Genomic DNA, 20,561 nt, shown 5'->3' with positions numbered 1-20,561 from the left:
GAATAGATGAAGCGCGCCCTTGCCTTCCTCGTCGCCGGACTGATCGGCATCGGGATCGGGGCATATAGCGCGCTTGCCATGTCGGGCCTGTTGCCGGGCGAAACGCGCAGCTTCGCCGGACTGGATATCCACGGCTGGGTCGGCGACCTAACGACCGGCTCGGCCGATGCCTCGCCCTATGTTCGCGCAAGGATCGCAAGGCATGGCTTGCTGGCACTCGCCAAGAGCGAAGCGATCTACTTCACGCGCGAACAGGATGATCATGGCGGTTTGCTCAACGAGCGCTGCCGCTATCGCCTGTCAGGCGGGCCGATGCCGTCGCAATGGTGGTCGGTTACGCTTTACAATTCCGAGAGCTACCTGCCGGACAATAGCGACGGTGCGCTCAGCTTCGACGCCAGTCGGGCAGGCGAAGGCGCATGGTCCGCCATCGTTTCGCCGAACAAGCCGGCCGAAGGCGAGAACTGGATCTCCAGCCGCAACGCCGGTCGCTTCGACCTGACGCTGCGGCTCTATGTGCCCGATGAAGGCGTGCTCGACCGGCCGGCAGAGATGATCGAGATGCCCGTGATCGAGCGGCTCGATTGCGAAGGGGATAGCGCATGAGGAAATGGCTCGCCCCCGCCATGACCGGCCTTGCCTTGGCGATCATCGCCCATATCGCGGTTCTGCATTACGCCCCGCGCATGATCATGGACCGCGCGATGGAACGGCTTTCGGAGCGCGGGACCGCGCTTCACGCTTTTAGCCGATCGCTGCGTACGACCCCGCAGACGCAGACCGTTGTGCGCCCTTCGCCCGATCTAGCCTATTCGATCTGCCTGTTCGACATGAGGCAAGCGCCGCAGGGGCTGCGCGTGCGCATGGCACCCTATGCCAATTACGCCTCGCTGTCGTTCTTCGACGCCGAGACCAACAATTTCCTGACGCTGCGCGGCGACGGCGAGGCCCGCGAAGTGCTGCTGCTGCCACCGCAAGATGGTGCGGCCGCCGCAGGAACCGCAATCGCGCCGACCGAGCGCGGCATCATCCTGGTCAGGCGCCTTGCACCGAGCGCCGAGGAATTTGCCGCGGCCGCAGAAGTGTCTGAAGGCGACGATTGTGAACCCGTCCGCAATTGAGAAGGAGCCTTGCGCGCTATGACCAGATCGATACTTCCCGCGATATTCGTGACGCTTGCCGCCTGCACCACGCCCGGCGCGGGCAGCTCTGCAGGCATTTGCAATGCGGAGGCCGCACAGGGCCACGTCGGCCATGATGCCAGCGCCGCAATGGGTGCGGCAATCCTGCGCGACAGCGGTGCGGGGACGCTGCGTTGGGGGCCGCCCAATTCCGCATGGACGATGGATTATCGCGAGGACCGGGTGAACGTCCGCTATGATCAAGCGATGAAGATCACCGAGATCACTTGTGGTTAGGCACAAAGTGGCGAGTCGGGCGTTTGAGTTGAACAGGGCTTGGTTCCGGCAAAGATGAGAAAGGGCCTCGATTTGAAGAAATCCACCTTGGGCCTCGCAACGAGCGCCGCCGCCCTGCTTCTTGCTGCTTGCGGCGGCGAGAGTGAACCCGCAGCCACTGAAGGCACCGCGAACGAGGCTACCCCTGCGGAAACAGCGCCTGTCGCAAGCGAAGCGCCTGCTGCGCCCGCTGCGGACGACGTGTCGACTGTCGACGGCACCACGCTGGCCGACTTCACCGGCGACCCCGCGGCTGGCGCAAAGGTGTTCATGCAGTGCCGCTCGTGCCACGTGGTCGAACCCGGCGTGAACCGCGTAGGGCCATCGCTGGCGGGGATCGTGGGACATGCGGCCGGAATAGCCGAAGGCTACAGCTACACTCCGGCAAATGCCAACAGCGGCATCACCTGGACGCCCGAGAAGCTCTACCAATATCTCGAGAACCCGCGGCGGGTGATCCCTGGCACCAAGATGGCCTTTGCCGGCCTCAGGAACGGCCAGGATCGCGCCGATGTGATCGCTTATTTGCAGGCGCCGGGCGAATAGGCCCGGAGCAAGGCTGAGACACAACGCCCTGATTACCCGTTCGACACCTTCGCTGCTCACCCAACCGCTTCACGGACCTTGGACAGGTCGACATCGCGGCGCGAATTGCTTGCCCGATGACGCCACGCATGTCGATACCCAAGGCCCATGCCCACCGAGCCCCAATGGGCCCGGGCGTCATATTATTCGCTGAAATTACAGGGAAGAAGCGCCGCCGATGAACTAGTAGGTCGTGCCGCGAAGCGCACCGATGAACTCCCGTCATTTCAGCCCGCGCATGCGCCAACATACGCGACATCTGCTCATCGAACGTGCTACCGATTGAAACATTGTGCCGCTCCGAAGCTGAAACCGACTGAATGACCGATACCGGAACCGACATTTTCGACCTGGCCGTAATCGGCGGCGGTGTGAACGGATGCGGCATCGCGCGCGATGCAGCGGGGCGCGGCTCAAGGGTGCTGCTGCTTGAGGCGGGCGATCTTGCGGGCGGAACTTCATCGGCTTCAACCAAGCTGATCCACGGCGGCTTGCGCTATCTTGAGCATTTCGAATTCGGCCTGGTCCGCGAGAGCCTGTCGGAGCGCGAGCGGCTGTGGGCGATAGCGCCGCACATCGCCTGGCCCCTCCGCTTCGTGCTGCCGCATGTTCCGGGCCTGCGCCCGCGTTGGCTCGTGCGGCTGGGGCTGTTGCTCTACGATCATATCGGCGGGCGCAAGCTGCTGCCGAAGACCGAGAATATCTCGCTCTCAACGCACCCAGCTGGCGCGCCGCTCAAGCCCGAATTCACCAAGGCATTCGTCTATTCGGACTGCTGGGTCGATGACGCCCGGCTGGTGGTCCTCAACGCGCGCGACGCCGCCGATCGCGGGGCGCAAGTGCATACCCGCTGCCGCGTCTCCGCGCTTGCCCGCGAAGGTGAGCATTGGCGGATCGAGGCCGATGGGCAGGTTTTCCATGCGCGCGCCGTCGTTAATGCCGCCGGCCCCGCCGTGCTGGACCTGATCGGTCTGGCGCGCGAGCCCGCTCACCGCAACATGCGGCTGGTGCGCGGCTCGCACATTGTCGTGGGCAAGCTGTTCGACCATCCATTCGCCTATTTCTTCCAGCTGCCCGACGGGAGAATATTCTTTGCGATCCCATACGAGCACGATTTCACCCTGATCGGAACGACCGATGCCGACCACCATGGCGGGCTCGAGCACATCGAAGCCAGTACCGAAGAAATCGCCTATCTTTGCGAAGGGGCGAGCCGCTTTTTCCGTGCCCCTGTCACGCCATCGGACGTAGTTTGGACTTATTCGGGGGTGCGGCCCCTGATTGACGATGGCTCGGGCAAGCCTGAAGCGGCGACGCGAGGCTACTCCCTCGACCTGTCCGAAAAGGACGAAGGCGCGCCCTTCCTGTCGGTGTATGGTGGCAAGATCACCACCTATCGTCACTTGGCGCAGGAAGCGATCGAACTGCTGGCAGAACGGTTGCCCGGGCTCGGCGGCCCCGAATGGACCGACCATGCGCCCTTGCCCGGCGGCGACTTCCCGGTGGGGGCAGCAGCGGCGCAAATCGCCGAACTGGAAGCGCGCTATCCATTCCTCGAACGGCTCTGGGCCGATCGGCTGATCCATGCCTATGGAACGCGCGCCTTCGCATTTCTGGGAGATGCGCAGGCACTGGAAGAGTGCGGCCAACATTTCGGCCACGGACTGACCCAGCGCGAGGTGGACTTCCTCGTCGACGAAGAATGGGCCATGACGGCCGAAGACATTTTGTGGCGCCGGACCAAGCTGGGCCTGCGCTTTACATCCGAAGAAACGACCCGGCTGTCGGAATATCTCAGAGAGAAGGCTCGCGCATGACCATCAGGATCGTCGGCATCGGCGGAACGGTGAACCCAGGCAACACCACCGAAATGGCGTTGCGGCTGGCCGCTGCGCAGGCCGAGGCCGAAGGGGCGGAAGTGACGATCTTCGGCGGAGAGTATTTGGGCAAGCTGCCGCATTATCGCGGCACCGGACATGATGCCGAGCACGGCGTCGAACTGGTCGAGGCGGTGCGGCGGGCGCATGGCGTGATCATCGCCGCGCCCGGATATCACGGCACGATTTCGGGCCTGGTCAAGAACGCCCTCGATTATCTCGAAGATCTGGCGAAGGACGAACGCCCCTATCTCGACGGGCGCGCGGTCGGCCTCATTTCGACCGCCTATGGCGACCAGGCCTCGGTGAGCACACTGCTGACGCTGCGCGGCATAGTCCACGCGCTGCGCGGCTGGCCCACCCCGATGGGGGCAACGATCCGCACCCATCACGGGCTGTTCTCGCCCGAAGGCGAATGCCTGGAAGAACCTGCGAGGCTCCAGCTCGAACTGGTCGGGCAACAGACCTTCCGCGGCGCCCGCGCCTTGGCTTCGCTCGACGCGGAGAAGTGACCGCTAGCGCGCGACCAGTTCCAGCGCTGACGGCAGGCTTTCGGCAAGCGCACGTGCGGCATCTCGCGTGCCCGCCCGATCGGCATTGTCGGCGATCTCATAGGTATAGGCGGGAATGCCGTAAGTATCGTGGAACCAGTTCTTGGTGGTGCCGCTGCCGGGATTGGCATCGCCGCGCGCTATGTCAGCGGCTATTTGATGATGGACGATCGCAGCGAGCAGGAAGCGGGCCACGCATGGGCCGAAGCCTTCGCGCCCGATCTCGGCTGGGTCGGCTTCGACGTTTCGAACGGCATCTGCCCCGACGAACGTTATGTGCGGGTAGCGACCGGCTGCGACTACAGGGACGCCGCGCCGATCGCCGGCATTTCCTACGGAGCTGGGGATAGCGCGCTCGAAGTGCGCCTTTCTGTTGAACAGCACACCACGGCACAGTAGCGTAGGCTTTCCGAAGAAGAATTCGCCGTGACCTATTGTGTCGGCTTGCAGATGGATCGCGGCATTGTGCTGATGAGCGACACGCGCACCAATTCGGGCGTCGACTACATCTCCTCCTTCCGCAAGCTCTACCATTGGTCGGTGCCGGGAGGCCGCCTGATCACGCTGCTTTCGTCAGGCAATCTCGCGACGACCCAGGCGGTGATCAGCAAGCTGGAGGAACGCAGGAAGGCGCCGGGCGAGCGCCACAATTCGCTGCTCGATGCGCCCACCATGTTCCAGGTGGCGACGCTGGTGGGCGAGGTCCTGCGCGAAACAATCCGCGAAAGCACGCCTTCCGATACGCCGGAGGCCAGCGGCACCTTCACCGCCTCTTTCATCCTCGCAGGGCAGATCGCGGGCATGCCCCCGCGCCTGTTCCTGGTCTATCCCGAAGGCAATTTCATCGAGGCATCGGAAGACACGCCGTTCTTCCAGATCGGCGAGACCAAATACGGTCGTCCGATCCTGATCCGCGCCTATGATCGAAGAATGAGTTTCGAGGATGCGATCAAGCTTTTGATGGTGAGCTTCGATTCGACACTCAAAGCCAATCTCTCCGTCGGCATGCCGCTCGACCTGCTGGTGATGGAAGCAGGCAAATTCGAGCCGCTGCACCTGCGCCGGATTCCCGAAGACGATCCCTATTTCAGATCGATTTCGAGCGGATGGAGCGACGCCTTGCGCCGCGCCTTCGAGGAACTGCCCGATTATTCGATCTGAGCGAGGTCGCGCGGCCGCGCCGAGCGCGGACGTGACCTAACCTTCGTCAAATGCGGTGATAATGGCCTCGATCTGGTCGAGCGGATGGTTGGTCAGGTCCTTGGCGATCTCTGCCACGACTGCAGACTTCAGGTCGGCACCATAGGCTTGGCGCAAATTGCCCAATGTGCGGGGATCGGCGACCATCACCAGCTTCTGGAACCGCCCCTGCGAAACCCCTTCGCCAAGTCGCTCGGCGACGTGTTCGGCAAAGCGCTCTTCGGCCACCTTGTGCCAATCGGTTTCCTCAAGGCTGCTCCTGCCCCATGCCTTTCCGCCACCCGCGACGAGATGCGTCGAGTCGCTTCGACGGCCGGGCCGGTCGCTTGCCAATTCATGGGCGGGCGCATTGTCGTTCCGCTCATGCTCGACGAGCTGGAGATTGATGTACTTCGTGTCGCCGGCATTGTGCAGCAACAGGAACTTCTCGCCGTCTGCGATGACCACCCAGGTGCCGTTTTCGATTTGCACGCCTTTCCTCCTTGATTGCCCTTACCCGTTCGGGCGGCACCGCTCGGGAGGGCGGGGAACCGGTCGCGTCCCGCTCATTATTGGCCGCTCAAGGCTGTATAGACGGTTTCGCATGGAAATGCATGCCGTCCCGGCTCAGGGGCGGGCGAGGCCTTCGAAGACTTGCCGTAGGAAATATTGTAGCTTCGATTGGCCGGGCGAGGATTTCTTCCACGCGGCAATCGGGGTGAGGGTAATGAAGCAGCAGCCCGCGGCAGGAACCGACAAGCGGTCTTCGGCTGTCCCGATCTCGCTGGCCGAGCTTGGGCCAAGCCATGATAAGGGGCCCGAAACTCGATGAGCCGAACCAACCTCAAGGTCGATGGCAGGACCATCGCCATCTCCCACGCCGACAGGGCGCTTTTCCCCGATGGGCTGACCAAGCGCGATCTTGCGGAATACTACCGGCGGATCGCCCCATTCGCTCTGGCGCATTATCGCGACAGGCCACTGAGCATGGAACGCTATCCCGACGGGATCGAGGCAGGCGGCTTCTTCCAGAAGGACGTTCCCGAATTCTTCCCCGACTGGATCGACCGCATCGAACTGAAGAAAGAAGGCGGCACGATCACCTATGCCATCGCCAATAATGCCGCGACGCTGGTCTACCTGGCCAATTTGGCCTGCATCACGCCGCATCTTGCGCTTGCCCGGGCCGACCAGCCGAACCGACCGGACCGGCTGGTCATCGATCTCGATCCGTCCGACAATGATTTCTCGAAGGTCCAGAGGGCAGCGGCGCATGTCCGCGAAGTGCTGGAAGAGCGGTCCCTCAAGAGCTTTGTTCAGACGACCGGCTCGCGCGGGCTGCATATCGTTGTTCCGCTCGATCGATCGCTGGATTTCGAGGCGGTCCGCGCGTGGGCGCGCAAGTTCGGCGAAGCGGTGGCGGCGCGGGACAGCGGCCTGATGACTGTGGAACATCGCAAGGCCAAGCGGGGCGACAGGGTTTTCCTCGACCTGCTCCGAAACGCCTATGGCCAGACCTCGGTCGCGCCCTATGCGGTTCGGGCACGCCCCGGCGCCCCGGTCGCAACGCCGATCCGGTGGGACGAGGCACTGTCATCTTCCATGCAGCCGCGGAAATATACTGTCCGCAACATCTTCCGCCGTCTGGCGCAGATAGAGGATCCATGGGCGAAACTGTTCGACAGTGCCCAGAGGTTGCACGACTGACGCGCGTCCAATTCCCGCTAGGTTCCGAAGCTGCCCTTCAGCCCGTCGATCACATATTGCGCGGCGAGCGCCGCCAGCAGCACGCCGAGCAGCCGCGTGATCACCGCTTCGACCCGGTCGCCGAGCAAGCGGATCAGCGGCCCTGCCGAAACCAGCGCCGCCGCCGTGATCACCAGCACCGCGCCCAGCGCCGCCAGCACCACCAGCGATTCCTCCATGCCGTCGGCTTCGTTCATCAGCAGCATCACCGCCGCGATCGCCCCCGGGCCGGCGAGCATCGGCATGGCCATGGGGAATACCGAGACATCCTCGATTTCCGGGCTGGCGGCGACCTTCTCCGCGCGCTCCTCGCGCCGCTGGGTGCGCTTTTCGAACACCATGTCGAAGGCGATGAAAAACAGCATCAGACCGCCTGCGATGCGGAAGCTGTTGAGTTCGATATGCAGCGCCGACAGCAGGTCTTCGCCGAACAGCGCGAAGATCAGCAGGATTACCGTCGCGATGAAGCTCGCCCGCAGCGCCATGTTGCGCGCCTGCAGCGCCGGCGCACCCTTGGTCAGCCCGGCATAGATCGGCGCACAGCCCGGCGGGTCGATCACCACGAACAGGGTGATAAAGGCGGAGATGAACAGCTCGGTCACTGACTGCCCGCCGGAGGCGCGACTTCGAGCTGCAGCACTTCGACCATTTCGCCATCAAGCAGCATGGTCACGCGGAAGCGGCGCGAACGATCGAGCGATACATCCCATTCATAGGCGAGGCTGCCGTCCAGCGACCTGCCCGCGCCACGAGCCGGGATTTCGAGATCGAGGCCGGTGGCGATGGCGATTTCCCTGCCCGCGCGGCAGTCGGCCACTTCCGTGCCGATGAATTCGGGTTCGACCAGCGGCTGCGCCAGCGCGTCGCCCTGGTCCATCACCCAGCGATATGTGCGATCCTTCTGCCGCTGCCACACGGTTGTGAAATAGCCATTCGATCCGTCGGGCCGCTGCCATGCGCCCTTCGTCACCGCGAGCGAGCCGTCGCAGCTCATCCACACCTGGTGCGGCTGCCACGCTACGCTTTGCGCGGGATTGGCGCGCCCCCTGAGCCAGGACTTCGCGGCAACCGGCTCCGGCACGAACATCACCCCGTCATCCGCGGCATATTCGGCAAAGGCGCTCCATTGCCCCTTCTCGCGCGCAAGCCGCGCAAAGGCGATTTCGGTCGCGACCACATCGCTCGGCTGCGCCTGCCCCGGCGCCCCGGCCAGCGCGCGGTTGATGATGCGATCGGGGAAGCTCTGGCGCGGACCCGAAGCACATGCCGCCAGCGTGGATAGCGCAGCGAGGAGCAGGAGTTTCTTCATAGCCCCTCCGGAACCTCCAGCCCTTCATTGCGATAAGCCGCGACCAGCGAATTGCGCAGCAGCACTGCGATCGTCATCGGCCCGACCCCACCCGGCACCGGCGTGATCGCGCCCGCGACCGCGCGCGCTTCGGCAAAATCGACGTCGCCCACCAGCTTGCCCTTCTCCGCACCCGGTTCGGGCGGGAGGCGGTTGATGCCCACGTCGATCACGGTAGCGCCCGGCTTGAGCCAGCTCGCCTTGACCATTTCGGGGCGACCCACGGCGGCAACCACGATATCGGCGCGGCGCACCACATCAGGCAGGTCTTTCGTGCGGCTGTGCGCGATGGTGACAGTGCAATTCTCCGCCAGCAGCAGTTGCGCCATCGGCTTGCCGACCAGGATCGAACGTCCGATCACCACCGCGTCGAGGCCCGATAGGCTGCCAAGCTGATCCTTGAGCAGCATCAGCGAACCGAGCGGCGTGCACGGCACCAGCCCGGGCAGGCCCAGCGCCAGCCGGCCGGTGCTGGTCGGCGTCAAACCGTCGACGTCCTTGTCCGGGCTGATCCGCGCCACCACCGCCTGTTCGTCTAGATGCCCCGGCAATGGCAGCTGCACCAGAATGCCGTCGACCGCGGGATCGGCATTGAGCCGGTCGACCAGCGCGATCAGCGCGTCCTGCGAAGTGTCTTGCGGCAAGCGGTGTTCGAAGCTGGCCATGCCGCAAGCGACCGTCTGCTTGGCCTTGGAAGCGACATAGACCTGGCTCGCCGGGTCTTCGCCCACCAGCACCACCGCCAGCCCGGCCTTGCGCCCCGCCCTGGCCTCGAATGCGCCGGCGAGTTCGCCCACCTGCTCGCGCAGGCTTGCTGCAAAGGCCTTGCCGTCGATCAGTGTCGCGGTCATCATGCGCTCCGGATTATGGCTTCGAGCACAATCAGCACGATGTTGAGCACGATGATCAACACCAGCGGGCTGAAGTCGATTGCGCCGGTGCTGGGCATAAGATTGCGGATCGGCCGCAGCAGCGGGTCGAGCAGCCGGTTGATCGAATTGTAGAACGACATCAGGAAGTCGTTCGAGGCGTTCACCACATTGAAGGCGAACAGCAGCCCGATCACGAACTGGATGATGATCAACATCACCAGCACGTTGCTGAGCATCGCGATGATATCGTAGATCGTGTAGAGAGCCTGCATCTAACCTGCTTCCGTTTTCTGCGTCCCGAAGTTGCGTGTTGCCCGAGTAACACGCCAAGGGCGAGCCCCCGCCGTGCTGCCCGTCCCGATTGCGCTAGCGCATCGATCAGGCGCGCACCAGCGTTCCGGCCCCGCGCGCTGTGAAGAATTCCAGCAGCATGGCATGCGGCACCCGCCCGTCGAGCACCACCGCCGCTTCGCAGCCCGATTCGACCGCGTTTACACAGGTTTCCAGCTTGGGAATCATCCCGCCCGAGATCGTTCCGTCGTCCTTGAGCCGCGCAATGTCGCCCGGCGTCAGGTCCGTCATCAGCTGCCCCTGCTTGTCGAGCACGCCCGCCACATCGGTCAGCAGGAACAGCCGCGCTGCGCCCAGCGCCGCCGCGATCGCGCCCGCCATGGTGTCGGCGTTGATGTTGTAGGTATGGCCGTCCTCGCCTGCGCCGATCGGCGCGATGATCGGGATCATGCCCGCAGCCACCGCCGTGTCGATGATCTTGGTGTCGACACGGCTCGGCTCGCCCACAAAGCCCAGGTCGATCGCGCGTTCGATATTGCTGTCGGGGTCGCGCGTGCTGCGTTCGACCTTGCGCGCCGTCACCAGCCCGCCGTCCTTGCCCGAAATGCCGATCGCCCGGCCACCCGCCCCTGCGATCCAGCCGACCAACTCCTTGTTGATCGCGCCCGACAGGACCATCTCGGCGATTTCCGCGGTGGCCTTGTCTGTGACGCGCAAGCCGTCGACAAAAGTGCTTTCGACGCCCAGCTTCTTGAGCATGGCGCCGATCTGCGGCCCACCGCCATGGACCACAACCGGGTTGATGCCCACGGCCTTGAGCAGCACGATGTCTTCGGCGAAGTCGCGCGCGGCCTCGGGATCGCCCATCGCATGGCCGCCATATTTCACCACGAAGGTGCGCCCGGCATAGCGCTGGAAATAGGGCAGCGCCTCGATCAGTACTTCGGCCTTGGCCAGCATGTTGGGATCGCTGCTCGCGCTCATCCGCTTCACTCCACTTCGCCCCTGGTGGCGCACGGCAGCGCGCTTAGCGGCTCAAGGCCGCGCTGCATAGCGCGAAGCGCTGTGGCGTCGCTACCACGATAGCGCAAATTGCGTATTGCCCGGGTCCATTGTGCCAACTCTCAGGAAAGATCGATTGACGGTTTCGAAGCCTTGTGATTGATCGTGCATCGGGTTTGGACAGGGGTAAATTCCATGAAATTGAATACGATTCGGCTCGGCCTGATGGTCGGTGCCATGGCTCTTGGCGTGCCAGCCATTGCGCAGGATGCTCCCGAACCGGCAGCGAATGCGGAAATGGAGGCGACCACTGCAGCCGAGGCCAAGCCGTGCGAACTGCACGTCTGGCCGACAGAGAACTACATTGGGATCAAGATGGGCCTGATTGTCGGGCTTCGGCCTTGTCGGCGCCGCGATTGACCAGGCTGGCCACAAGAAGGGCGTGGCCACAGTCAAGGACCTGATGCGCGAATATCTTGGCCCGGAAGTGCAGTTGAGCGAACTTGATCGGCTCGAATATGTCAGCATGTTGGGCCTCGATCCGGCGAAATATGACGTGGTGCTGCAAGCACCCACACCGTGGAACGAGGATCTCAAAAACAATCCAGAGCTGAAGGCCGAGGTCAAGGCGCTGAACAAGAAGATCAAGGCGAGTGAACGGATCACGGAGAGCACAAACCCGTGCTATGCGGAGCTGATCACCACGCACATCTTCTATCACAAGGCGATGATGTACGGTTCAAACCTGTTCACCGGCTGGGTGTTCCGTGAGTTCGACGGCAACAAGATTACTCGCGAGGGTACCGGCCAGGTCAAGAACCCGCTCGAGAATTTCCCTCCCAAGGATGAGACAATGATTGAAGCGGCGCAGATCGAGTTGCGCGACGCCTATGCCAAGGATTTCGCCGAATACGTCGAGAAGAAGGTGCCGCGTTAGAGCCCCATCCCCGAGCTAGCGGCCGAGTTCGGCCGCCAGCTCGGCGAAGTTCCGGTGCCCGGTGACGGGTGTGACCCGTTCAGCCCACATCGCGTCGATCTGCTCTACGATCGCGGGCGGAACCACTTTCGCGTCGCTGCCGACATCATGCACCTTGGTTGATTCGAAGTCAGTTATGCCAAGCCGCGCGGTCATCGAATCGCAGATCATCTGGTGGTTGAACTTGTCCTTGTGCGCATACATGAACTCTCGGCTGGTCATGTCCTCGACCAGCGCGGCAAGCTCGCCAGTAAGCTCGATGCCCATGAAATCGGCCAGCATGCGGATCATCGCCGGGCGGTTCTTCACCACCCAGCGATAGCTCGCCAGCAGCGTATCCGGCTCGTCGCGGCGGGCCCACCAGCTGAGCAGATGGGTGTAGTAATCGCACCCGCCGGGGCCGCCCATCAGCCATAGCGGCATGGATTCGTCGAGCGAGATCGAGCCGGGTTCGAACAGGTATCCTTCGAAGAAGCGATGGAACGAGGCATAGGTTTGGTGCGGATCACGCAACGTCACGACATAGCGCATGCCAGCTGGCAGGCGCTCGTATTCGCGGTGCGACTTGAAGCCTCGCGGCGAAGCGCGTTGCTCCACCGTCATGTCGAAATCGTTCTGCAGAGCGACATCTTCCCACGGCGTCATCCGGCTGATGTCGTCGAAATCCATGTCGCCCTTGCCGGTCGCGGCGCCCATGCGCAGCTGATGGAACATCTGCTGCATCATGGTGGTGCCGCTCTTGGCCCAGCTGGTGATGAACACATCGCCCGCCTGCGGCTCATAGGCCCGGTAGTTGACCGGCTCCACCGCCTGAAGCGCCATAAGGTTCTGGCCGATTTCCTCGATCGTGCGGGCGCGGCGCCCAACTCCTGCTGTCATAGCAATTCCCTCTCCCCTGCGCCCCAAGGGAAGCTTATGCACTTTCGGCCCGGCGCGGCAAGGCAGGGCGCGATCAGAACGGGTTGATGCCGAAGCCGCGGCGCTGCAGATCGGCATGCGCGGCGGTGGCGCTGGGCGCCATCTTCACGCCTTCGAGCAAATGCGCATTGCCCACGCCGTGATATTTCGCGGCGACCCCGCACACCCAGATCTCCGCCCCGCGCGCGACCAGGTCAGCGACATTGTTGTAGTTCTGGTTGCGCATCGGCGCGCCGTCGGCGTCCTGGTATTTCTCGCCATAGCGCGCGTCGTTCACCACATCGAACACTGCCGGGCCGTGCACCACGATCGCGACCTTGACCCGCGCCGGATCGACCCCCTCGGCTTCCATCGCGCGGATGAAGGCAAGCGCGCGGGCGAAGGAGCCATTCGGCTTGCCCGCTTCGGACGGGCCGGCATCGAAGCTGTGCTTCCACTCCGCATCCGCCGGGAATTCCATCTGGTTGGTCACGGTCGCTTCGCCTGCGGCATGGTGGTCGGCCAGCGCGGGCGCAGCGAGCATGGCGAAAGCGAGTGCAAGCGGTGCGATGAATTTCATTGATGCGATGTCCCTGTTTGAATCCGTTTCGCAGGCCTTAGCGCGGCCCGCCGCAAGAGACAAAGCCGGCACGCGCTACGAGATCAGGAAAATCCGCGTGCCTTCTCGAGCAGCGCCGAAATCTCGTCGAGCATCGCCAGCCTTTGCTTCTTGAGCTCCTCGGCATGTTCGTCGCTGACAGGCTCGATCTCGGCTTCGACCCGGTGGATCGTGCGGTTGAGCTCGTGATAGCGCTCGGCGATATTGGCGAAATGCGGGTCATCGACCTTGAGCCGCGTAAGCAGCGCCACATCGTCCGGAAAAGCCTCGTGAAGTTCGTGCGGGGTATGCTGCGACATGTGAAGCTCCCTTCCTTGCATCGCCGGTGCTCCCACCATAATAGCACGGCGCGCGCGGCAAAGGGCAAGCGCAGTTGCGGAGAGGCAGCAGATGAACTCGATTACGGCCACCATGCTTGGCGCGGCGGCGGCGCTGTTCGCGGCCCCGGCCGCTTCCCATGCCGAACCCGCGCCGCAGCAGGCCTTCTGGGACGCGCTGGCGAGCCATTGCGGCAAGGCCTATGCCGGCGAGCTTGCGAGCGAGGATGAGCGCGACGCCGACTGGCGCGGCCGCGCCATGGTGGCGCATTGGGCACAGTGCGACGCGGATCGCATCGCCATCGCCTTCCATGTTGCAGACGCGCAAAGAAGCGATGGCTGGGATCGCTCGCGCACCTGGCTCGTCACCCGCACCGAGGCTGGCCTGCTGCTGAAGCACGACCATCGGCATGACGATGGCGAGGCCGATGCGATGACCTTCTATGGCGGCGACACGGCGGATCATGGATCGGCCGAAGCGCAGGATTTCCCGGTCGATGCCGAAAGCATCGCGCTTTTCGAAGCGGGCGGCCTTGCCGCCTCGCTCACCAATGTGTGGCGGATCGAAGTCACGCCCGCAGGCAGCGAAGGTGCCACCTTCACCTACCAGCTGACCCGGCGCAACGATCCGACGCGGCGCTTCCGCGTGACGTTCGATGCGAGCGAAGCGGTCGAAGCCCCTCCGCCCGCCTGGGGCTGGTGATCGAGGCCTCGATCAGGCTGCCGCGCGCGCCTTCGTCACGATCGCGGTAATCTCGTCGAGCAGCGCGAGCCGCTTCTTCTTGAGCGATTCGGTGCGCTCGTCGCTGGCCGCTTCGGCCTCGCTTTCGATGCGGTGCACTTCGCGATTGATCTCGTGATACTCGTCCGCAAGCCGCGCATAATGCGCATTGTCCTGCTTGAGCCGACTGACCAGCTCGCGATCGCGGGCGAAGATCTGGGTCAGTTCGTTCGGCGTATGCTGCGACATATGGATGCCTCTCTTTGTGCAGTGGTGATGCAGCCACGCTAGCAGATGCCCGCGATGTGACGTTGAGGCAGATCAAATTTGCCGCGCCAGCGCCGATCCCCGCGCCGCTATTTGTCCTGCTGCTTGAGCGCCCAGGGATTGAGATGCTCGTCCGGTTTTGCGGCGGGCCTGGCCTGCTGGGCCTCGTCGGGCGAAGGCACCGAGCAATAGGCCGTTAGCAGCACGCCCGACGCCCACAACAGGGCGCGCCAGCGGCTGCGGAAGATGGCCTGGTGCTTCGCGAACATGGCGCATCATATAGCCAGACACTGGTTGAGCCCGGGTTCGCGGGGCGCCATGCGACACATGCGACACAGTCATAAGAGAAAAAATTCCGGCTCAGGTACAGTAAGGGCCGGCGAGGGAAGCGGGGATGATCCGGGAGGTGACGGACGGTGCGCAAGCCCCTTCGCTATCACGCGCGCGCGGCGCGCCTATCAGCTTAGCATCCTACTCCGCCGCTTGCGTTCCTTCGCCCGCATCGCCGAACAGGCCCGGCCCGTCATCCTCGGCAGCGGCGCCTTCGTTCGCGGCTTTCGCCTTCTGGCGCTTGTCGAAGCTGGCCCACACGTCGTTCCAATTGCCCTTGGTCGCGGCCTTCGAATATTCGGTCGCGCGGGTTTCGAAGAAGTTGGCGTGCTCCACCCCGTTGAGCAGCGGTGCGAGCCACGGCAGCGGGTGGTCGTCCACCATGTAGATCGGCTGCAGGCCAAGCTGGCCCAGCCGCCAGTCCGCGATGTAGCGGATGTATTTCTTGATTTCCTTCGCGCTCATCCCGCTGACCGGGCCCATCTCGAAGGCGAGATCGATGAAATTGTCTTCCAGCCGCACCGTCTTCTGGCAGATGTCGATGATGTCTTCCTTCACCGCCTTGGTGTAGCAATCGCGCTCGCGCACGAATTCGTGGAACAGCCGCACGATGCCTTCGCAGTGAAGGCTTTCGTCACGCACCGACCAGCTAACGATCTGGCCCATGCCCTTCATCTTGTTGAAGCGCGGGAAGTTCATCAGCATGGCGAAGCTGGCGAACAGCTGCATCCCTTCGGTGAAGCCGCCGAAGGCCGCCAGTGTGCGGGCGATATCCTCGTCCGTGTCCACGCCGAACTGCTGCAGGAAGTCGTGCTTGTCCTTCATTTCCTCATATTCGAGGAAGGCCGAATATTCGCTTTCGGGCATGCCGATCGTGTCGAGCAAATGCGAATAGGCGGCGATGTGTACCGTCTCCATGTTGGAGAAGGCGGTGAGCATCATCTTGATCTCGGTCGGCTTGAACACGCGGCCATACTTGTCGTGGTAGCAATCCTGCACCTCGACGTCGGCCTGGGTGAAGAAGCGGAAGATCTGCGTGAGCAAATTGCGCTCGTGCTCGGAAATCTTCTGTGCCCAGTCGCGGCAATCCTCGCCCAGGGGAACTTCCTCGGGCATCCAGTGGATCTGCTGCTGGCGTTTCCAGAACTCGTATGCCCAGGGGTATTCGAACGGCTTGTAGGTCTTGCGGGCTTCGAGCAACGACATCTGGTGGTCTCCGTGAATCAGCACAAAATTTGAATATAGGGAATCATGGCGGCAATTCGAAGGCAAGCAGGGGTGTTTTGGCGGGGATAAGCCGTGCTTTTTTTGAGTCGGGCCGAGGCAGGCAATTGCCCGCGCCCTGGCCTGGGGAGGGCGCGGAAGGCAGGTGATTCGCGCCCCTTATATCGGCGTTAACCTTTTTCGCGCGGTCGAAGGGTGGCGATAACCATCGTGACCCGCAGAAAACCGCAAAAATACTGCTTTAAGAGATACTTAATGGGCTTTCGGCTAACTTTTGGGAGTTATGTCGCAGGAACCCTCTCCTCACTCTTTCGCCCTGCGCGAAGAGATCAACCTGGCGCTCGCCACCCGCAGCGATTACGCTGCGTGGTCGCCTGCGCTCAAGGCGCTGGAGGAAGAGCATTCGCGCGAGCGCGTGTACCAGGGCCTGCAGTTCCAGATCCTCTTCGCACTCACCATCAGCCTGGGCGCGCTGCTGTTCGACGCCTTTGCGCTGCCCGAAATGCTCGACGTGGCACTGCTGTGGCGGCTGGCGACGATCGTGCCGCTGTCCGTGGCGGGCCTGTTCCTGCTGCGCAAGCACCAGCTCGGCCAGATCAAGCTGGCGGCGGCAGGCGCGCTGATCAGCATCGGAATGCTGGCGATGTATTTCGCCAGCTTCGCCACGCCCGAAGCGATGGCGCGCTATACGCTGGCCACCACTTTCCTGCTCGGCATTTCGTGCCTGGGGCTGGCGCTGCCCTTCCGCCCCGACGAGCTCAAGCGTTTCGCGCTGGCCTTCACGCTCGCCACTTCCGCAGTGGCGATGTGGCCCAATGCGTTGCCGCCGCTCGAGCTGGGGCTCTACATCGTGCTGACTTCGCTGGTGGGCATCCCCGCATGGGCGATCGCGCGGCGCAGCTGGCAGCTCAACGCGCGCAGCTTCCTGCTCGACCAGCGCGACGAGATGACGCGGATCGAGCTTGAGCGGAACAACCAGCTGCTGCGCCAGCTTTCCGAGCAGGACCCGCTGACCGGCCTGCGCAACCGCCGCAAGTTCGAGCGCGTGGTGGGCGAGCGGCTGCGCGGGCTTTCGAGCAGCCGCGCCAAGCATGGCAAGCTGGCGGTGATGATGATCGACCTCGATCACTTCAAGGCCTTCAACGATCGTCACGGCCACCAGGCGGGCGACCGCTGCCTTGCGCTCGCCGCGGCGCAGCTGCAGGCGGTGTTCCCGAGCCGCTACGGCGTGTTGGCGCGCTATGGCGGCGAGGAATTCATCGCTGCGGTGCGCGAACGCCATCCGGGCGAGGCGCGACTGCTGGCCGAGGAAATGCGCGCCGCCATCGCCGCGATGCTGGTACCGGTGCGCGACGATGCTAAGCCGCTCATCACCACCAGCATCGGTCTGGCGCTGGCCCCGGCCAACCGCCAGCTTGACCTTGAGGACCTGATCGAGATGGCCGACGTCGCGCTCTACAGCGCCAAGCGCGCAGGGCGTGACCGGGTCGAAGTGATCGAAGCCGACGAAGGCCTCGACGCGGGCAGCCACCGGAGTAGCGAAGATCCACGCGACCGCCGCCGCGCATAAGGCTCGCTCCGCTGCGCTAGTCGCGCCGCCGCTTCTTCGAGCTGAACCAGCTGCCTCCACCGAGCACGGTGATGCCTAGGAAGAAGCCGAAATCGTACCACCTGCCGGTGTTGGGCACGGCATAGACCGCGATCCCCTCGTCGAACAACGAGCCGATCCAGGCCCAGGGGAAAATGAAGCCGTGCCACAGCCCCCACCAGAAGCCGGGCACGTCCTCTCCGGTCGCAACCCCCGCGTCAATCTGCGCGGCGCAGGCTGAAAGGAGCAGCGCCAGCGCGGCGCAGGCGAGAATGCGGGTGGCTTGTTGTGGCTTCATGGCAAGGCTCCTGCCGCTGCGCGGATCGACCGCGCCAAACGCAGCCGATCCTATGCGCAGCCGAAGCCGGGTGCAAGTTGCGGTACTTGCTGGCCTTTCAGACAGAGGCGAAGGCCCGCTCCTGCATCACTGGCAGGCGAGGCATTCCTCGTAATCGGTCTGCTCGCCGCCGGCGGTCAGTTCGATCTTCGGTGCGTCGGCGGTGTTGTCCGCTTCCACCCCGCCCGCGAAACCGGCGCGCTGCACCGACTTCGAGCGGAGGTAATAGAGCGACTTGATGCCCTTCTCCCACGCCTGGAAGTGCAGCATCATCAGGTCCCACTTGTCGACGTCAGCCGGGATGAACAGGTTCAGCGACTGCGCCTGGTCGATATAGGGTGCACGGTCAGCGGCGAATTCGAGCAGCCAGCGCTGGTCGATTTCGAAGCTGGTCTTGTAGACCGCCTTTTCTTCCGGCGTCAGGAAGTCGAGGTGCTGCACCGAACCGCCACGCTCGAGGATCGTGTTCCACACCGCGACTGAATCCTTCGATTTGTCGCGCAGCAGTTTCTCGAGATAGGGATTCTTGACGATGAAGCTGCCCGACAGCGTCTTGTGGGTATAGATATTGGCCGGGATCGGCTCGATGCAGGCGCTGGTGCCGCCGCAGATGATCGAGATCGACGCGGTGGGCGCAATCGCCATCTTGCAGCTGAAGCGTTCCATCACGCCCATGTCTTCGGCATCGGGGCATGCGCCGCGTTCCTGCGCCAGCAGCATAGAGGCTTCTGAGGCCTTGGCCGCGATGTGCTTGAACATCTTGAGGTTCCACACCTTCGCCATCGGGCTTTCGAAGCCGATCTGCTTCATCTGCAAGAAGGAGTGGAAGCCCATCACGCCAAGGCCGACCGAACGTTCGCGGCTGGCGGAATATTTGGCGCGAGCCATCTCGTCGGGCGCGCGGTCGATATAGTCCTGCAGCACATTGTCGAGGAAGCGCATCACGTCCTCGACGAAGCGCTTGTCGGTGTTCCACTCGTCCCAGGTCTCAAGGTTGAGCGAGGAGAGGCAGCACACGGCGGTGCGATCATTGCCCAGGTGGTCGATGCCGGTCGGCAGGGTGATTTCCGAGCACAGGTTCGAGGTCGAGACCTTGAGCCCCAGGTCGCGGTGATGCTTGGGCATCATCCGGTTCACCGTGTCAGAGAAGACGATATAGGGCTCGCCCGTGGCGAGGCGGGTTTCGACCAGCTTCTGGAACAGGCTGCGCGCATCGACCTTGCCGCGCACGCTGCCGTCGCGCGGCGACTTGAGTTCGAACTCGTCGCCATTGCGCACCGCTTCCATGAATTCGTCGGTCACCAGCACGCCGTGGTGCAGGTTCAGCGCCTTGCGGTTGAAGTCGCCCGAGGGCTTGCGGATCTCGAGGAACTCCTCGATCTCGGGGTGGCTGATGTCGATGTAGCAGGCAGCCGAACCGCGCCGCAGCGAGCCTTGCGAAATCGCCAGCGTGAGCGAATCCATCACGCGCACGAAGGGGATGATGCCGCTGGTCTTGCCGTTGAGGCCAACCGGCTCGCCGATCCCGCGGACATTGCCCCAATAAGTGCCGATGCCGCCGCCCTTCGAAGCCAGCCAGACGTTCTCGTTCCAGGTGCCGACGATGCCTTCGAGGCTGTCAGACACCGAATTGAGGTAGCAGCTGATCGGCAGGCCGCGATTGGTGCCGCCGTTCGACAGCACCGGGGTTGCTGGCATGAACCACAGCTTCGAGATGTAGTCGTAAAGCCGCTGGGCGTGCTCCTGGTCATCGGCATAGGCATCGGCGACGCGGGCGAACAGGTCCTGGTAGTCTTCGCCGGGCAGCAGGTAGCGGTCGGTCAGGGTTTCCTTGCCGAATTCGGTCAGCAGCGCGTCGCGGCTGGAATCGGTCACGATGGTGAAGCGGCGGTCATTGACCTTCTTGCTGTCGATTTCGGCAGCCGATTTCGCCACCGCCGCCATGGCTCCGGCGAGCGCTTCCCCGGCCTTTTCGGCCACCAGCGCTTCGGTTCCCTTGTCTTCGCTTTCCATTGCAACTGCCTTGTTCGCTTCCGGGGCATCCTGTGCCTGCGGGGACTGGCGCTTGTTCTTGGGCTGCCTGGTTTCGGTTTCGACAGCGCCTTCCGCTTCGTTATCCAACCCCATTGCCGCCTCGTCGCCAGTCCTCAAATCCATTATTTGCCCCGCTTCTCGCTTTGCGTTTCTACGTTCCCCGCGGCCATCCCTTTTTCCAAGCGATGTTCCGCATGTGTTCGATTCGGCGGGTCATCCCCACCTAGCAATTCTGAAGGCCTTCTGGGGAATTAGTTTTCCCTTTTTTGCCCACAGAGAGGGCGCGGGATTGCCGTGAATCGACCGACTCTTCCCTCTAACGCAGAGATGGTGCCTGCGCTCG

Annotated in this window: 27 protein-coding genes and 1 pseudogene; 13 read left to right on the top strand and 15 right to left on the bottom strand. The window is 63.4% G+C overall.

Going from position 1 to position 20,561, the window contains the following annotated elements:
* The first annotated feature begins 6 nt into the window (after positions 1 to 6).
* The 6 genes from VRS74_RS02890 to VRS74_RS02865 all read left to right on the top strand — a co-directional run bounded on the left by VRS74_RS02890 (position 7) and on the right by VRS74_RS02865 (position 4,431).
* Entirely contained in the window at positions 7 to 606 is a 600-nt protein-coding gene (locus tag VRS74_RS02890; protein ID WP_354143738.1) for a DUF1214 domain-containing protein, read from the top strand.
* Complete coding sequence (locus tag VRS74_RS02885; protein WP_354143737.1) at positions 603 to 1,121, top strand: DUF1254 domain-containing protein; 519 nt, start codon at positions 603 to 605, stop codon at positions 1,119 to 1,121. The genes VRS74_RS02890 and VRS74_RS02885 overlap by 4 nt, the downstream gene beginning before the upstream one ends.
* Positions 1,122 to 1,139: 18 nt before the next feature.
* On the top strand, positions 1,140 to 1,418 hold the full coding sequence (locus tag VRS74_RS02880; protein WP_354143736.1) for an I78 family peptidase inhibitor: 279 nt from the start codon (positions 1,140 to 1,142) through the stop codon (positions 1,416 to 1,418).
* Positions 1,419 to 1,490: 72 nt separating this feature from the next.
* Positions 1,491 to 2,003, top strand: coding sequence for a c-type cytochrome (locus VRS74_RS02875; RefSeq protein ID WP_354143735.1), 513 nt, complete (start codon positions 1,491 to 1,493; stop codon positions 2,001 to 2,003).
* Positions 2,004 to 2,362: 359 nt separating this feature from the next.
* Positions 2,363 to 3,859 (top strand): glycerol-3-phosphate dehydrogenase, encoded by a 1,497-nt coding sequence (locus tag VRS74_RS02870; RefSeq protein ID WP_354143734.1) that lies wholly within the window; start codon positions 2,363 to 2,365, stop codon positions 3,857 to 3,859.
* The gene (locus tag VRS74_RS02865) at positions 3,856 to 4,431 is read left to right on the top strand and encodes an NADPH-dependent FMN reductase (RefSeq protein ID WP_354143733.1); all 576 of its coding nucleotides are present in this window, start codon (positions 3,856 to 3,858) and stop codon (positions 4,429 to 4,431) included. Before VRS74_RS02870 ends, VRS74_RS02865 begins: the two co-directional genes overlap by 4 nt.
* A 3-nt stretch (positions 4,432 to 4,434) precedes the next feature.
* Here VRS74_RS02865 and VRS74_RS02860 read toward each other — a convergent pair whose 3' ends face one another.
* Positions 4,435 to 4,665, bottom strand: coding sequence for a M14 family metallopeptidase (locus VRS74_RS02860; RefSeq protein ID WP_354143885.1), 231 nt, complete (start codon positions 4,663 to 4,665; stop codon positions 4,435 to 4,437).
* Between VRS74_RS02860 and VRS74_RS02855 the strand changes: the two are divergent.
* Positions 4,585 to 4,869: pseudogene (locus VRS74_RS02855) on the top strand (transglutaminase-like domain-containing protein); the annotation flags it as partial. The gene VRS74_RS02860 and the pseudogene VRS74_RS02855 sit on opposite strands and share 81 nt — an antisense overlap.
* A gap of 27 nt (positions 4,870 to 4,896) precedes the next feature.
* Positions 4,897 to 5,631: a proteasome-type protease gene (locus VRS74_RS02850; RefSeq protein ID WP_354143732.1), complete on the top strand. Its 735-nt coding sequence runs from the start codon at positions 4,897 to 4,899 to the stop codon at positions 5,629 to 5,631.
* Between the two features lie 36 nt (positions 5,632 to 5,667).
* On the opposite strand, the gene VRS74_RS02845 is transcribed toward VRS74_RS02850, so the two are convergent.
* Complete coding sequence (locus tag VRS74_RS02845; RefSeq protein WP_354143731.1) at positions 5,668 to 6,141, bottom strand: baeRF12 domain-containing protein; 474 nt, start codon at positions 6,139 to 6,141, stop codon at positions 5,668 to 5,670.
* 336 nt (positions 6,142 to 6,477) lie between these two features.
* Here VRS74_RS02845 and ligD point away from each other — a divergent pair, with 336 nt between their 5' ends.
* Positions 6,478 to 7,356 carry a non-homologous end-joining DNA ligase gene (ligD, locus tag VRS74_RS02840; protein WP_354143730.1) on the top strand — a complete coding sequence of 293 codons (879 nt, stop codon included), beginning with the start codon at positions 6,478 to 6,480 and terminating at the stop codon, positions 7,354 to 7,356.
* A gap of 17 nt (positions 7,357 to 7,373) precedes the next feature.
* Here ligD and VRS74_RS02835 read toward each other — a convergent pair whose 3' ends face one another.
* The 5 genes from VRS74_RS02835 to argB form a co-directional block, all read right to left on the bottom strand.
* A complete protein-coding gene (locus tag VRS74_RS02835) occupies positions 7,374 to 7,997 on the bottom strand; it encodes a MarC family protein (protein WP_354143729.1) in 624 nt (207 codons plus the stop codon).
* Complete coding sequence (locus tag VRS74_RS02830; RefSeq protein ID WP_354143728.1) at positions 7,994 to 8,704, bottom strand: Cif family virulence factor; 711 nt, start codon at positions 8,702 to 8,704, stop codon at positions 7,994 to 7,996. Before VRS74_RS02830 ends, VRS74_RS02835 begins: the two co-directional genes overlap by 4 nt.
* Entirely contained in the window at positions 8,701 to 9,594 is an 894-nt protein-coding gene (gene folD / locus VRS74_RS02825; RefSeq protein ID WP_354143727.1) for a bifunctional methylenetetrahydrofolate dehydrogenase/methenyltetrahydrofolate cyclohydrolase FolD, read from the bottom strand. The genes VRS74_RS02830 and folD overlap by 4 nt, the downstream gene beginning before the upstream one ends.
* On the bottom strand, positions 9,594 to 9,887 hold the full coding sequence (locus tag VRS74_RS02820) for a YggT family protein (RefSeq protein WP_354143726.1): 294 nt from the start codon (positions 9,885 to 9,887) through the stop codon (positions 9,594 to 9,596). The genes folD and VRS74_RS02820 overlap by 1 nt, the downstream gene beginning before the upstream one ends.
* A 106-nt stretch (positions 9,888 to 9,993) precedes the next feature.
* Complete coding sequence (argB, locus tag VRS74_RS02815) at positions 9,994 to 10,890, bottom strand: acetylglutamate kinase (protein WP_354143725.1); 897 nt, start codon at positions 10,888 to 10,890, stop codon at positions 9,994 to 9,996.
* A gap of 213 nt (positions 10,891 to 11,103) precedes the next feature.
* Between argB and VRS74_RS02810 the strand changes: the two genes are divergently transcribed.
* Both VRS74_RS02810 and VRS74_RS02805 read left to right on the top strand, forming a co-directional pair.
* Positions 11,104 to 11,328, top strand: a complete 225-nt coding sequence (locus tag VRS74_RS02810; RefSeq protein WP_354143724.1) for a hypothetical protein — start codon at positions 11,104 to 11,106, stop codon at positions 11,326 to 11,328.
* The gene (locus VRS74_RS02805; RefSeq protein ID WP_354143723.1) at positions 11,294 to 11,845 is read left to right on the top strand and encodes a hypothetical protein; all 552 of its coding nucleotides are present in this window, start codon (positions 11,294 to 11,296) and stop codon (positions 11,843 to 11,845) included. The genes VRS74_RS02810 and VRS74_RS02805 overlap by 35 nt, the downstream gene beginning before the upstream one ends.
* A 15-nt stretch (positions 11,846 to 11,860) precedes the next feature.
* On the opposite strand, the gene VRS74_RS02800 is transcribed toward VRS74_RS02805, so the two are convergent.
* The 3 genes from VRS74_RS02800 to VRS74_RS02790 all read right to left on the bottom strand — a co-directional run bounded on the left by VRS74_RS02800 (position 11,861) and on the right by VRS74_RS02790 (position 13,699).
* Complete coding sequence (locus VRS74_RS02800) at positions 11,861 to 12,763, bottom strand: sulfotransferase domain-containing protein (RefSeq protein WP_354143722.1); 903 nt, start codon at positions 12,761 to 12,763, stop codon at positions 11,861 to 11,863.
* Between the two features lie 73 nt (positions 12,764 to 12,836).
* Positions 12,837 to 13,361: a DsrE family protein gene (locus tag VRS74_RS02795; RefSeq protein WP_354143721.1), complete on the bottom strand. Its 525-nt coding sequence runs from the start codon at positions 13,359 to 13,361 to the stop codon at positions 12,837 to 12,839.
* 83 nt (positions 13,362 to 13,444) lie between these two features.
* Positions 13,445 to 13,699, bottom strand: a complete 255-nt coding sequence (locus tag VRS74_RS02790) for an HP1242/YdcH family protein (protein ID WP_354143720.1) — start codon at positions 13,697 to 13,699, stop codon at positions 13,445 to 13,447.
* Between the two features lie 91 nt (positions 13,700 to 13,790).
* Here VRS74_RS02790 and VRS74_RS02785 point away from each other — a divergent pair, with 91 nt between their 5' ends.
* Positions 13,791 to 14,420 carry a hypothetical protein gene (locus tag VRS74_RS02785; protein WP_354143719.1) on the top strand — a complete coding sequence of 210 codons (630 nt, stop codon included), beginning with the start codon at positions 13,791 to 13,793 and terminating at the stop codon, positions 14,418 to 14,420.
* A 12-nt stretch (positions 14,421 to 14,432) separates the two neighbouring features.
* Here VRS74_RS02785 and VRS74_RS02780 read toward each other — a convergent pair whose 3' ends face one another.
* From VRS74_RS02780 to VRS74_RS02770, 3 genes are all read right to left on the bottom strand, one after another.
* Positions 14,433 to 14,687, bottom strand: a complete 255-nt coding sequence (locus tag VRS74_RS02780) for an HP1242/YdcH family protein (RefSeq protein ID WP_354143718.1) — start codon at positions 14,685 to 14,687, stop codon at positions 14,433 to 14,435.
* A 107-nt stretch (positions 14,688 to 14,794) separates the two neighbouring features.
* Positions 14,795 to 14,974 (bottom strand): hypothetical protein, encoded by a 180-nt coding sequence (locus VRS74_RS02775; RefSeq protein WP_354143717.1) that lies wholly within the window; start codon positions 14,972 to 14,974, stop codon positions 14,795 to 14,797.
* Between the two features lie 202 nt (positions 14,975 to 15,176).
* Positions 15,177 to 16,241 (bottom strand): ribonucleotide-diphosphate reductase subunit beta, encoded by a 1,065-nt coding sequence (locus VRS74_RS02770; RefSeq protein ID WP_354143716.1) that lies wholly within the window; start codon positions 16,239 to 16,241, stop codon positions 15,177 to 15,179.
* 301 nt (positions 16,242 to 16,542) lie between these two features.
* Here VRS74_RS02770 and VRS74_RS02765 point away from each other — a divergent pair, with 301 nt between their 5' ends.
* Positions 16,543 to 17,829, top strand: a complete 1,287-nt coding sequence (locus tag VRS74_RS02765) for a GGDEF domain-containing protein (protein ID WP_354143715.1) — start codon at positions 16,543 to 16,545, stop codon at positions 17,827 to 17,829.
* 16 nt (positions 17,830 to 17,845) lie between these two features.
* On the opposite strand, the gene VRS74_RS02760 is transcribed toward VRS74_RS02765, so the two are convergent.
* Both VRS74_RS02760 and VRS74_RS02755 read right to left on the bottom strand, forming a co-directional pair.
* Positions 17,846 to 18,145, bottom strand: a complete 300-nt coding sequence (locus VRS74_RS02760) for an LPXTG cell wall anchor domain-containing protein (RefSeq protein ID WP_354143714.1) — start codon at positions 18,143 to 18,145, stop codon at positions 17,846 to 17,848.
* A gap of 126 nt (positions 18,146 to 18,271) precedes the next feature.
* Entirely contained in the window at positions 18,272 to 20,341 is a 2,070-nt protein-coding gene (locus VRS74_RS02755; RefSeq protein ID WP_354143713.1) for a ribonucleoside-diphosphate reductase subunit alpha, read from the bottom strand.
* Between the last annotated feature and the right edge of the window lie 220 nt (positions 20,342 to 20,561).

The organism is Altererythrobacter litoralis, assembly GCF_036324225.1.
Classification (GTDB): Bacteria; Pseudomonadota; Alphaproteobacteria; order Sphingomonadales; family Sphingomonadaceae; genus Erythrobacter; species Erythrobacter litoralis_A.
Note: the sequence above shows the minus strand (reverse complement) of the source record. Positions and strands in the feature narration are given on the sequence as shown.